Raw genomic sequence first — 12,489 nt, 5'->3', positions numbered from 1 at the left:
GCTATTTAATAAAGGGAGAAATAGCCATGTTAGTTATCCGTCCTATTAAGGAAACGGATTACCCTGCCTTGTTACAAATGGCAGTGGGTTCGGGGATAGGCTTTACTTCTTTACCGGTAGACGAACCTTTATTGCGTGAAAAACTGGCGCATTCAATTCGCTCGTTTGCCAGTGACATTGAGCACCCAGGTGATCTGCATTACCTAATGGTTGCCGAAGATACCGAAACCGGTGAAGTAGTCGGTACCAGCGCCATTGATGCCGCAGTAGGCATGGCCAGCCCATTTTATACTTATCATCTGGGTAAAGTTGTACATGCTTCGCGTAGCCTAAATGTATACAACGTAGTTGAAACCCTCACCCTAACCAATGACTACACCGGCGTTACCGAATTATGCACCTTGTTTTTGCAAGAGCCTCACCGACAGGGCCAAAACGGCCGTCTGTTGTCGAAGTGTCGCTTTTTGTTGATGGCCGAACATCCACAACGTTTTAACGATTCGGTAATTGCTGAGATGCGTGGTGTATCCGACGAGCAAGGCCGTTCTCCATTTTGGCAATGGCTGCAAGACAACTTTTTTAGTGTTGATTTTCCTACTGCCGACTACTTAACGGGCGTAGGTAAGAAAGAGTTTATTGCCGAACTTATGCCGAAGTATCCAATCTACGTTAATTTGCTGAGCAAAGAAGCCCAAGCGGTGATTGGCGAAGTACATGAAAAAACCCGGCCGGCTCTGCGTTTGCTAGAGGCTGAAGGTTTTTGTAAGCATGGTTATGTAGACATCTTTGATGCAGGCCCTACCGTTGAGTGTCCACTCAAGCTGATTGAGAGCGTGAAGCATTCCTTCAAAGTAATCGTGCATGTTGGGCAACCTAGCGAAGCAGCCGAAGAAATGCTGCTTACCAATGCGCGTTTACAAGAGTTTAGAGCATGTGTTTCTGAGATCGAGTTAGATACCCAAAAATGCCACGCAGTGATTTCTAAAGAAGCTGCCAAGGCCTTAGAAGTGACCGATGGTGACCAAATTCGCATTGGCGCACTGCGTTTCGAACAATAATTTTGCCCACGGGCAGCAATAAAGGATTTGAGGTTGTAGATGGAACATTTAAATCAGTTTATTAACGGTCAATGGTTGGCTGGTGAGGGCGAGGTTTTTAACTCGATTGATCCGGCTAAAAATGTGTCGGTGTGGCAGGGTAAGTCAGCAGTTGCGTGCCAAGTAGATAACGCAGTAACAGCAGCACGAGATAGCCAATTTGCTTGGTACATGAGCGGTGTTGAAGCGCGCCTTGCAATCATCAAAAAATTTGCTGGCTTGCTTGAAGAAAACAAAGAAGCCTTAGCCTTGGTTATCGCCCAAGAAACCGGCAAGCCTTTATGGGAAACTCGTACTGAGATTGCAGCAATGATCGGCAAGGCAGGCATTTCAGAGAAAGCCTATTTTGAGCGTACTGGCGAGTCAAGCTCTGAGCTGCCCATTGCAACTGCAGTATTGCGTCATAAGCCTCATGGAGTGGTTGCGGTTTTTGGTCCATACAACTTCCCGGGTCATTTACCTAATGGCCATATTATCCCAGCGTTGATCGCAGGCAATACAGTGGTGCTTAAACCTTCTGAGCTAACACCTAAGACATCTGAGCACGTTGTGAAGCTATGGCAACAAGCAGGTGTTCCCAATGGCGTAATTAATTTGGTGCAGGGTGAAGTGCTCACAGGTAAAGCTTTAGCGTCGCATTCAGGCATTGATGGCTTGTTCTTTACGGGCAGTTCTAATACTGGCCACGTTCTGCATCAGCAGTTTGCTAGCCAGCCGGATAAAATCTTGGCCTTAGAGATGGGGGGGAATAATCCCTTAGTTGTGGCTGAGGTTCATGATGTTGATGCCGCGGTTCACGATATTGTGCAATCAGCCTTTATCTCTGCAGGCCAGCGCTGCACCTGTGCACGCCGTTTGTATTTACCAAAAACCGAGCAAGCCGAGCAAATCCTAGAGCGTTTAGTATCTGTGACTAAGGCAATTGAAGTGGGCGACTACGATGCCGAGCAACAACCATTCATTGGTGCCATGATCAGTGCAAAAGCCGCTGCAGGAATGGTTAGCGCTCAAGAAAAGTTAACAGCATTGGGTGGCGAGTCTTTAGTAGAACTAGAGCAAGCAGATGTAGATAAGGGCTTTGTAAGCCCAGGTATCATTGAAGTGAGCGAAGTGGTGGAACTGCCCGATGAAGAATACTTCGGCCCTTTGCTCCAAGTTGTTCGTTATGACGATTGGGACAGTGCAATTGCTCAAGCCAATAACACTAGATACGGCTTATCTGCGGGTTTGTTAAGTAACGATGCCGCTCTGTGGGAAAACTTCCGCCACCGCATTCGAGCAGGTATTGTTAATTGGAATCGCTCCATTACTGGCGCTTCTAGCGCAGCGCCTTTTGGCGGAGTTGGCGCTTCGGGTAACCATCGCGCTAGTGCGAAGTATGCAGCTGATTATTGTGCTTACCCAGTGGCGTCGATGGAAGGTAAAGCCAGTGTCATGCCAGCTACCTTAAGTCCAGGCTTGCACTTCTAAGGAGTTAGCAATGACTATCGATTTATTCTTTGAGCGTTTATGGCAACAGTATTTGGCAGTAACACCTAGCGCGGAGTCTATTCATACCCTGCTGGGTGGAGGCGCTCCAATCATTAATGATCACATTGCGGTGCGCACTTTTAATCTGCCTAATACCGGTGTAGAAGCGTTTGCCAAGCACTTGTTAGCAATGGGTTACGTTCAAGGTGGTACTTATCACTTTGCTAACAAGCACCTTGATGCGGCTCATTTTGAACATAGTGACCCAACCGTACCCAAGGTGTTTATTAGTGAGTTACAAGTCGAAAGCCTTTCTCCTCAAGCGCAAGCTATTGTTCAGCGTTTGGCTAGCCAAGTGAACGACGAATTATATCAACGCCCAGAAGTATTCTTTTCTGGTCGACCTTGGCAGTTAAGCTATAGCGATTACCAAGCATTACTCGCTGAAAGCGAATATGCCGCATGGTTAGCAGCCTATGGCTACCGCGCTAATCACTTTACCGTGTCGGTAAACCAGCTGGCGGGCTACCAAAGCCTACAAGCGGTTAATCAAAAATTGTTGGAAGCTGGCTTCAACTTAAATACGGTGGGTGGCGAGATTAAAGGTTCACTAGAAGTATTGCTTGAGCAATCTTCAACAATGGCCGATCAAACTGAGGTGGTGTTTAGTGACAGTAAACACAGCATACCCAGTTGTTTTTATGAGTTTGCGCTGCGTTATGCCAAGGCTGATGGTGAGTTGTACTCAGGCTTTGTAGAAGCGTCGGCAGATAAAATATTTAGTAGTACCGACAACCGTTCTTAAAAAACAAAAAAGCCGCATTAAGCGGCTTTTTATTTGAGCAATGGTGATTTTATTAGCGTGTGCCGTAAACCACTATAGTTTTACCGTGTGCGGTAATTAACTCTTGCTCTTCTAGCATCTTAAGAATACGACCTACCGTTTCGCGAGAACAACCTACAATTTGGCCGATCTCTTGGCGAGTGATCTTAATCTGCATGCCATCTGGATGCGTCATAGCATCTGGCTGCTTAGCTAGGTTTAATAGCGTTTGAGCGATTCGACCAGTAACGTCTAAGAATGCTAAGTCACCTACTTTTTGGCTGGTGATTTGCAAACGGTTAGCCATTTGGCCCGAAAGGCGCATTAAGATTTCAGGGTTAACTTGAATTAGCTGACGGAATTTCTTGTAAGAAATCTCCGCTACCTCACAAGGACTTTTTGCGCGGATCCAAGCAGTACGAATTGGATTTTCAGTGTCTTCGAAAAGACCCAATTCACCCATGAAATCACCTTGATTCAAGTAAGACAAGATCATTTCCTTGCCTTCTTCATCTTTAATCAATACTGCCACTGAACCTTTTACAATGTAGTAAAGTGTTTCAGCTTTTTCGCCAGCATGAATCAAAGTACTTTTTGATGGGTACTTATGAATGTGACAGTGAGAAAGAAACCACTCCATCACCGGATCAGCTTGAGGTTTGCCAATTACCATATTAAAGAAATCCTCTGTCTTTATAATTGTTTGCTAGCTTTATAACACGCAAACTGTATTTATTTTAATAGTCGTCCATTCCGCCTCTAGCATAAAAGGCTTCGGGCTTTGCTGCAAGGCATTTATACGCCTTTAGTATGAGTCAAACGCTGGCCTTGAACCTTGACCTAGATTAAGCTGGTCGACGAAATATTCCCTAGGAGAATCTAACATGAAAGCGACCGTTTCGTGGTCTAAAGAACTGCAATTTATTGGAAAAAGTAGCTCAGGTCACCAAATTGAGATGGATGGCGATGGTGCAAAGGCTGCGGCAAGCCCTATGGAGTACGTACTAATGGCGGCTGGTGGCTGTAGTTCGGTAGATATTATTTCTATTTTGGGCAAAGCTAGACAGCAAGTTACTGATTGTACAGTTAATCTCGATTCTGAGCGGGCAGAAGGTACGCCGCGAGTATTTACCAAAATTCATCTTGAATTTGTGGTTACCGGGGTTGATTTAAGTGAAAAGCATGTGGCACGTGCAGTGCAATTAAGCATGGAGAAGTACTGTTCTGTGTCGCTAATGTTGAGTAAAAGCTGTGAAGTAAGCCACAGCTATCGTATTGAATCTGCTTAACTTAGCGGATTTTTCCTGTCTCTAATAGTTGCTGAATCATTGGCGACAGGATTAACTCCATGGCAAAACCCATTTTCCCGCCAGGTACCACAATGGTGTTTTGCCGTGACATATAAGCACCATCAATCATTTGCAATAAAAATGGAAAGTCGACATTTTTTAGGCCACGAAAACGAATAACCAACATGCTTTCATCTAAGGTTGGGATGCTTTTAGCGCTAAATGGGTTAGAGGTATCTACTGTGGGGACACGCTGAAAGTTGATATGAGTACGAGAGAATTGAGGGGTGATGTAGTTAATGTAATCATCCATCGAACGAACGATAGATTCTTGCACTGCTTCACGAGAATGGCCTCGCTCGGTGGTATCTCGCACCAGCTTTTGAATCCACTCTAAGTTTACAATCGGCACCATACCGATGAGCAAGTCAACTTTAGAGGCTACGTTTTTATCATCGTAGGCCACACCGCCGTGTAAGCCTTCATAAAACAGTACATCGGTGTCTTCGGGTAAATCTTGCCAAGGCGTAAAGGTACCGGGCATTTGGTTGTAAGGTACTGCTTCATCAAAGGTATGCAGATAACGACGATATTGGCCGGTGCCAGTTTCGCCATATTGTTTGAAGAAGTCGTACAGCAAATTAAAGTCGTTAGCTTCGGGGCCAAAATAGCTAATATGTTTACCATGTTCGCGAGCTTTACGAATAGCTACATCCATTTCTGGGCGAGTGTAACGGTGAAAGCTGTCCCCTTCGATAAAGGCGGCGTTTAGCTTGTGCTGCCTAAACAGATGAGCAAATACTTCGCTGGTGGTTGATGTTCCAGCGCCTGATGAACCGGTAACCGCAATAACGGGATGCTTAGCTGACATAGTGGCCTTATTTGTTGGTGATGATTATAAACAGGGTTTACCCATCATCCTGCTGCCCTTCCATGGCAGAGGCATCAAATTGCTCTTTGGCAATTAAGTTTACTGTTTCATGAAGTTCAGAGTATACGATTAAAACCGAGCCGTTAATAACTTGTTGTTTAATTTGTTCTAGTTTGTCATTAAGACTCAACTCTTGATCACCATAGTCGGTGCCTTCGCGCAGTACATAGCTTTCTAGTAATGCATCTAAGGTGGCGGGTTCTAATTGTTGCCAAGGAATGATCATTTTGATGTCTGCTCAAGTTGTTGTTTAAACCAAGCTGGAATAGTTGATTCAAGCCAAAATTGCGGGCGCAGCAGGCTACCACCAACAAATCCTACATGTCCACCGGTATTGCTAAGGCGATATTCTACAGCTTGGCTTAATTGGTCTGCTTTGGGAATAACCCGTTGGTCCATGAAAGGATCATCAGCTGCATGGATTAATAAGGTTGGCTGCGTAATTTCTTTTAATAAAGGCAAGCCGCTGCATCGGTGGTAATAGTCGGCAGCGCCCTTAAAGCCATGTGCTTTTGCAGTGTAGTGTTCGTCAAACTGCACGAAGTTACGCCAAGTTTGTACTTGTTGAGTATTAAGAGGAGCCTGCTGGGTGCGCTCAATTTTTTTACATAGATTACGTTTCATACGTGATAGCAGGTGATGTTGATAAACTTTAGAGAAGCCACGCTGCAAGCGCTCTGAACAAGCCCCCAAGTTTAAAGGAGGCGATACTACAGCGGCAGCAGCCAGTGGAGAGCTGGGTGTTTTGGCTAAATAGTTGACTAACATATTACCACCTAAGGAATAACCTAAAGCCAGTAATGGAGCCTCGGGGTATTGCTGGTGTAAGTAATTGATGCAGCTTGTGGCATCTTTAATTTCGCCACTGTGGTAACCACGCCACAAATTATTCGGTTTGCCGCTGCAGCCGCGAAAGTGCATAACTACTGCGCGCCAACCTTGTTGCTGGCAAGCCTGTAGTATCCCTTTTGCATAGGGAGATTCAACACTGCCTTCTAAGCCATGAAATACCACCACAATGGGCTGCTCTGGTGAACGCGCTTCATCACTTTCTATCCAAGCTAAATCAACAAAATCGCCATCGGCTAAATCCAGTTTTTGCCAAGCTAGCTTTAAGCGCTTATTACGCCGTAAAAAGGTAGGCAATAAAGTTTGAATATGCTTGTTCTTGGCCCACCAAGGAGCGGCAAATTGGCTTGGACTGATGATTGTTCTCCTGATGTTTGATGCGACTAAACTATGCTACCTGTCATAATTTTGTTCAAGTATCATCATTTATATTTTACAAGTTACCATTGGTAACATAATCTATTTGTGATTATAGAGTGTTTATGGTGACAGATGTGAATCAACAGCAATTTTCTAGTGACTTAACCAGTCTAAAGCAAGCCTTTGTTCAGCAAAGCTACCCAAGTTTGCAGCAACGCAAATACAACCTACTGCAGTTGCTAAAGTTGTTGATGGAAAATCAAAGCGCCATTATTGAGGCGATTAGCCAAGATTTTGGTCACCGTAGCTCACATGAAACCCAGCTGATCGAGTTATTTCCTTCTATTGAGGGAATACGCTATGCCTTAAAACACCTTAAAAAATGGCTAAAGCCACAGCGGCGAGGTATTAGCATTTGGCACTTGGGTGCGAGTAATCAAGTGATTGCAAAACCACTAGGAGTGATAGGGGTAATAGTGCCCTGGAATTACCCTTTATATTTAGCCATAGGGCCGCTTACCGATGCTTTAGCCGCTGGCAACAAAGTGATGATTAAGATGTCGGAACTTAGCCCAGCATTAACCCAACTGCTTATCGAGCTAATGCCACAGTATCTTCCAGAGGATTTGGTAAGGCTATATGCCGATGAGGATGGCAGCCGCGGCGCCCAATTCTCAAGCCTCGCCTTTGCTCATCTAGTGTTTACAGGCTCAACCAATACTGGCCGCAAAGTTATGCAAGCTGCAGCCGCTAACCTTACTCCAGTTACCCTAGAGCTGGGCGGTAAATCTCCGGTCATTATTGCAAAAGACTATCCGGTCGAGCTGGCCGCTGAGCGCATCATGATGGGTAAGCTGTTTAATGCAGGGCAAACCTGCGTAGCACCCGACTACGTTTTACTGCATCACTCACAACGCCAAGCGTTTGTTGATGCTTGTGTGGCTTATTGTAAGAAGCATTATCAAGAGCTGAGCGATCAGGCATTTTCTAGCATCATTTCTGAAGCCTTTTTACATAGACTCAATAAGCTAAGCCAGCAGGCAACAGAGCAGGGTGCAGAGAGCATTACTTTACTTCCTGGGGAGAGTAAGCAAAAGCTAGCGCCGAGTTTATTGTTAAATGTGGCCGAAGGCGCCGATGTTATGCAGCAAGAGATCTTTGGCCCAATATTGCCAGTAGTTGAATATCAGCAGTTAGACGAAGCCATTGCTTATGTGCGGCAGCATGCTCATCCGCTCGCTTTATATGTGTTTTCTAATCAGGCCGCTACCCAGCAGCAAGTTATTCAACAAACTCAAGCTGGTGGCTTATGTATCAATGATGTGCTTTTGCACGTAGCCCAACATGAACTGCCTTTTGGTGGTGTTGGACCGAGTGGAATGGGGCACTATCACGGTTATGACGGTTTTGTGCAGTTTTCTAAAATGCTACCCGTGTTTAAGCAAGGGCGTTTTCCGGCAATAAAACTGATGCGTCCACCTTATACAAAATTCAGTGAGTTATTGATCAAACTGATGACTCGTGGATAATTTGCTTAGATTGTTTCTAACAGGGTTTAGCCGTGAGTTGTCAGTTTTGCCAAAAGGCATGGTTTTTAGAAAAGCTAGGCCGTTGCCAACAGTGTATGTGGCAAGCCAACCTAGGCAGTTTGCTGCTATTGGTGTGCTGTTTGGGCTACAGCGGTGAAGTGGCTGTTTACTCTGTCGCGCTATGGCTAGCTTTTGCAGCATTTGCCGGCTTAAGTTTGGCCCATTGGCTAATGTTTTTTTATTACCGGTGGTCGACTCAGCAACCACCAAATAAGTAGTCGGTTTAAGCGAGCTTGGCACTCAAGCTTTCTAGTTGGGGTTCTACTAAGCTTGCAGCTTGCTCTATCAGGTTTTGTTGAGGATCCAGCCAATGAATGAGATCACCGCGGCGCTCCATCTTCCTAAACCAAGTATCTTGGCGTTTGGCAAACTGATGGATCTGAGAATTAAGCTTTTGAAACATATCGTTGTAGCTGAGTTGTTCTTGCAAATACTGAGCAACTAAGCGGTACTCCAAACCATAAAACTCTAGCTTGTTGTAACTTACGCCATCTCTATGAAGATTTTGTACTTCTTCGATTAAGCCTTCTTCTAAACGCTGCTTTAAGCGCAGAGTGATGCGCTCTCTTAGTACTGAGCGCTCCCAACGAATTCCCATATAAAGTGGATTTATCTTTGGATGCTTAGGCGTGCTCTGCGGTTCAATTACTTTGTCCGACTCTGCTATCTCTATCGCCCTCACTAGGCGTGGGCGAACTGTTAAATTGGTACTATTGTGCTGTTCGGGCTTTAGTGCCAATAAACGTTGTTGTAGTTCACTTAGGCTCAACTCAGCCAGTTGATCCCGCAAGGCCTTATTTACCGGCGCTTCGTGTAGTTGATAGTTTTGTGTCACAGCGTCTATATACAAGCCAGTTCCACCCACCATGATTGGCAATTTATTGACTTGTTTTATCTGCTGATAAGCGGCGAAGAAGTCTCGCTGAAAGTGAAATACACTGTATTCGGTGTCGGGCTCTACAATATCAATAAGATGGTAGGGGATCTCTTGGTACTCATCTAAGTCTTTGCCCGAGCCAATATCCAAACCTTTATATACTTGGCGTGAATCTGCCGATAGCACTTCACCCCCATAGCGACGCGCTAGTTCAACACCTAGTTGGGTTTTCCCAGAGGCTGTAGGGCCTAATACAACAATAAGGTTAGCGGCTTGAGTTTGCATAGTGGTTTTAATTGCGTGGTAATTGAAAAGCGAATGGTAACAAGAAAAAACAAAAACGGCATGTGCAAAGCAGCATGCCGTTTCTAATGAGCCTGAGGTCCTTGGCGAAAAGCGTTGTAAGTGCTTTAGTTTTCCCAGAAGTGCTTGCGTGATTCTTGGTAGCGATCTGCTTCGCTTAAGCCAATGTCACGTAATAAATAAGCTGGAAGTTGAGCTAATTGGCGGCGCGTTTTCTGGCGCAAAATCCACGTATTGCAAAGGTGGTAAACCTCAACAGCATGTTGGAAGAAAGAAGTGTTTTTGTTGTTACCAATGGTATTTACGGTAGTGCTCATAATTTAAGACCTCATCTCAGTTGATGGGGCAATAATAGATCTGAATATTCGCCTTCTCAAACAAGTAAAACTGCAATTTATACATTAGAAAAACTAATGTCTATCCTGGTTTTTAAAAGCGAAATTTTTGCGTGAATAAATCATGAATAATTATACACTATTTATGCTTTGTTAATATGGCTAGCTTTAGGTGTTTAACCTTTTTGGTGTGTTTATTAAGCAGCTAAGCCAGAATCGGCGCGATTCTTTAGTTTGCGTTTTTTGTAGCTCTATTAGCATTACCTTTGAGTAATTATTCTAGGGTGTTTTTTATATTGATTTATTGACTTTGTACCTTTTACTTAGAGGGTTTGTGGGTGGTTTCTGATTTCGGTGTTTTTGTTGTTTTAGATCAATTTTTCGATGGTGGCTTTTGATCTTCTATGAAGATTATAATGTTTCTTTTATGTAAATATTGTTGCGTTTGGGTAGCGTTAAAGATCTTATTCATATTTTGCTTGGTTTATAGAATGGTTAGTTTAATAAACACTCGTTTTTTTCAGCTTATTTCTATTAGTTGTATTTGTCTTTTTATGAGTTTTTATAAATGCCAAATGAGATGTGTATGGGGTTTATGGGCTCAGTGAAAAGATCACTCAAAGGCTGATGCTTCTGGCTGTTTTGTGTTCAATTGTTGTCACCTGAATGTTAGAGTAATTACGCAACACTCATAATTACAATAAATAATTAGATTAAATATAAGGACATGCTTTCATGGATATTAGCTCTTTTAACCCTCCTCGTAGAATTTTGATGGGACCAGGGCCCTCAGATATTTCTCCACAAGTATTGCAGGCACAAAGCCGCCCTATCATTGGCCATTTAGATCCTTTGTTCGTGAACATGATGGACGAAATTAAAGCTTTGTTGCAGTACGCATTTCAAACCCAAAATGCTCACACCTTCGCCGTATCCGCGCCTGGCTCTGCAGGCATGGAAACCTGTTTTGTTAACTTGGTTGAGCCAGGTGATAAAGTTGTTGTGTGTATTAATGGCGTATTTGGACAACGCATGTTGGAAAATGTAGAACGCTGTGGTGGTGTTCCGGTGGTGGTAGAAGACAGCTGGGGAGAAGCCGTTTCTATAGAGAAAGTGAGTCAAACACTTGAGCAGCATTCTGATGCCAAAATACTGGCCTTTGTTCACGCAGAAACATCTACCGGCGTAGCTTCTGATGCTCAAGCTTTATGTGCATTGGCGAAACAACACAACTGCCTAACCATTGTTGATGCCGTTACCTCTCTTGCGGGTATCCCCGTGAAAGTGGACGAATGGGGCATCGATGCTATCTATTCTGGTAGTCAAAAATGTCTATCTTGTGTACCCGGCTTATCACCAGTAAGTTTTAGCCAAGCGGCAGTTAATAAGTTAACTAGCCGAAACAGCAAAGTACAAAGTTGGTTTTTAGATCAAAGCTTAGTAATGGGTTACTGGTCTGGGGAGCAAAAGCGTTCTTACCATCATACTGCGCCGGTTACTGCATTGTATGCATTACATGAGTCATTGCTGGCCTTATATAAAGAAGGCTTAGAACAATCTTGGCAGCGACACGCCGATATGCACAGTCAGTTGGCCGATGGTCTAGCTGAGTTAGGCCTAGATTTGATGGTGGACCAAAGCTGTCGTTTACCCCAGCTAAATTTAGTGGCAATCCCCAACGGCGCAGACGAAGCTGCAATTCGTGCTAAGTTGCTTAATAACTATAACTTAGAGATTGGTGCGGGTTTAGGTCAGTTTGCTGGTAAAGCATGGCGAATAGGTTTAATGGGTTATGCTGCCCGCAAAGAGAACGTGAGTTTATGTTTAGCGGCATTGGCTGAAGTTCTTGGCGAAAGCTGATATTTTCTTTCTATACTAGTGCTTGAAGCCCGCAGTTGCGGGTTTCTTTTTATTCAAACCTATTATCGGCATATAGGAAGAGCTTAGATGTACATCGATTTTTCAAGTTTAAGTGCCAATCAGATATACCACTGCATGACTCAAACAGTAGTGCCTCGCCCTATAGCTTGGGTACTTAGCGACAACGGAGAGCCTATCTCTTATAACTTAGCGCCTTTTTCATATTTTACAGCCGTTAGCTCCAATCCACCTCTGATGATGCTTTCGGTGGGGAAAAAAATAGATGGCAGTGACAAAGATACCAAAGTTAATATTGAACAACGTAAACATTGTGTAGTGCATATCGCAAGCGCCGAGCAGGCCGAGCAAGTGACCGAATCAGCTAAAACCCTACCGCATGGGGAGTCTGAAATAGAGCGCCAGCAACTTGCATTAACCCAGTTTGATAGTTTTTCGCTACCAAGGCTTACTCATGCCCCAATTGCCATGGCTTGCGAGCTTTATGAAATGCATAAAGTGGGGAAAACTCCTCAAGCAATGATACTGCTTAAAGTATTGCACCTATATATAGAAGAGCAGTTTGTCACTGAAGCGCAAGGGCGAATCACCGTAGATACCAACCAGCTTAACCCTTTAGGGCGTTTAGGTGGGGGAGAGTATTGGGCAAATGGCAATAGCTTTTCTCTTCAACGTCCAAAGTAAAGAG

14 protein-coding genes are annotated in these 12,489 nt (G+C 44.2%); 8 read left to right on the top strand and 6 right to left on the bottom strand.

Features of this window, described 5'->3' with window-relative positions; all coding sequences use genetic code 11:
• The first annotated feature begins 26 nt into the window (after positions 1-26).
• The 3 genes from astA to K5609_RS18580 are packed head-to-tail and all read left to right on the top strand — an operon-like array spanning position 27 to position 3,372.
• The gene (gene astA / locus K5609_RS18590; RefSeq protein WP_221074936.1) at positions 27-1,058 is read left to right on the top strand and encodes an arginine N-succinyltransferase; all 1,032 of its coding nucleotides are present in this window, start codon (positions 27-29) and stop codon (positions 1,056-1,058) included.
• A gap of 39 nt (positions 1,059-1,097) precedes the next feature.
• Complete coding sequence (gene astD / locus K5609_RS18585; protein ID WP_221074935.1) at positions 1,098-2,567, top strand: succinylglutamate-semialdehyde dehydrogenase; 1,470 nt, start codon at positions 1,098-1,100, stop codon at positions 2,565-2,567.
• A gap of 10 nt (positions 2,568-2,577) precedes the next feature.
• Positions 2,578-3,372: a DUF1338 domain-containing protein gene (locus K5609_RS18580; RefSeq protein WP_221074934.1), complete on the top strand. Its 795-nt coding sequence runs from the start codon at positions 2,578-2,580 to the stop codon at positions 3,370-3,372.
• 52 nt (positions 3,373-3,424) lie between these two features.
• On the opposite strand, the gene crp is transcribed toward K5609_RS18580, so the two are convergent.
• Entirely contained in the window at positions 3,425-4,063 is a 639-nt protein-coding gene (gene crp, locus K5609_RS18575; RefSeq protein ID WP_016403770.1) for a cAMP-activated global transcriptional regulator CRP, read from the bottom strand.
• A 211-nt stretch (positions 4,064-4,274) separates the two neighbouring features.
• Between crp and K5609_RS18570 the strand changes: the two genes are divergently transcribed.
• The gene (locus K5609_RS18570; protein ID WP_221074933.1) at positions 4,275-4,679 is read left to right on the top strand and encodes an OsmC family protein; all 405 of its coding nucleotides are present in this window, start codon (positions 4,275-4,277) and stop codon (positions 4,677-4,679) included.
• 1 nt (position 4,680) lies between these two features.
• On the opposite strand, the gene K5609_RS18565 is transcribed toward K5609_RS18570, so the two are convergent.
• From K5609_RS18565 to K5609_RS18555, 3 genes are read right to left on the bottom strand one after another with little or no spacing between them, the layout of a single operon-like run.
• Entirely contained in the window at positions 4,681-5,550 is an 870-nt protein-coding gene (locus tag K5609_RS18565; RefSeq protein WP_016403768.1) for a phosphoribulokinase, read from the bottom strand.
• 37 nt (positions 5,551-5,587) lie between these two features.
• On the bottom strand, positions 5,588-5,836 hold the full coding sequence (locus K5609_RS18560; RefSeq protein WP_221074932.1) for a YheU family protein: 249 nt from the start codon (positions 5,834-5,836) through the stop codon (positions 5,588-5,590).
• Entirely contained in the window at positions 5,833-6,816 is a 984-nt protein-coding gene (locus K5609_RS18555; RefSeq protein WP_343212514.1) for a hydrolase, read from the bottom strand. The genes K5609_RS18560 and K5609_RS18555 overlap by 4 nt, the downstream gene beginning before the upstream one ends.
• Positions 6,817-6,953: 137 nt before the next feature.
• Between K5609_RS18555 and K5609_RS18550 the strand changes: the two genes are divergently transcribed.
• Together K5609_RS18550 and K5609_RS18545 are read left to right on the top strand one after the other, a co-directional pair.
• Complete coding sequence (locus tag K5609_RS18550; RefSeq protein ID WP_221074931.1) at positions 6,954-8,348, top strand: coniferyl aldehyde dehydrogenase; 1,395 nt, start codon at positions 6,954-6,956, stop codon at positions 8,346-8,348.
• A 32-nt stretch (positions 8,349-8,380) separates the two neighbouring features.
• Complete coding sequence (locus K5609_RS18545) at positions 8,381-8,626, top strand: DUF3624 family protein (RefSeq protein ID WP_221074930.1); 246 nt, start codon at positions 8,381-8,383, stop codon at positions 8,624-8,626.
• A 5-nt stretch (positions 8,627-8,631) separates the two neighbouring features.
• Here the strand turns inward: K5609_RS18545 and miaA are convergent, their stop codons facing one another.
• A complete protein-coding gene (gene miaA, locus K5609_RS18540) occupies positions 8,632-9,570 on the bottom strand; it encodes a tRNA (adenosine(37)-N6)-dimethylallyltransferase MiaA (protein WP_221074929.1) in 939 nt (312 codons plus the stop codon).
• Between the two features lie 125 nt (positions 9,571-9,695).
• Positions 9,696-9,905: a DUF1127 domain-containing protein gene (locus K5609_RS18535; protein ID WP_221074928.1), complete on the bottom strand. Its 210-nt coding sequence runs from the start codon at positions 9,903-9,905 to the stop codon at positions 9,696-9,698.
• 753 nt (positions 9,906-10,658) lie between these two features.
• On the opposite strand from K5609_RS18535, the gene K5609_RS18530 reads away from it, so the two are divergent.
• A complete protein-coding gene (locus tag K5609_RS18530; RefSeq protein ID WP_221074927.1) occupies positions 10,659-11,783 on the top strand; it encodes a pyridoxal-phosphate-dependent aminotransferase family protein in 1,125 nt (374 codons plus the stop codon).
• Positions 11,784-11,870: 87 nt separating this feature from the next.
• On the top strand, positions 11,871-12,485 hold the full coding sequence (locus K5609_RS18525) for a flavin reductase family protein (RefSeq protein ID WP_221074926.1): 615 nt from the start codon (positions 11,871-11,873) through the stop codon (positions 12,483-12,485).
• Positions 12,486-12,489: the final 4 nt, after the last annotated feature.

Origin of the sequence: Agarivorans aestuarii (genome assembly GCF_019670125.1) — a bacterium.
In the GTDB taxonomy this organism is placed as follows: Bacteria; Pseudomonadota; Gammaproteobacteria; order Enterobacterales; family Celerinatantimonadaceae; genus Agarivorans; species Agarivorans aestuarii.
This window is presented reverse-complemented; position numbering and strand designations above follow the sequence as displayed.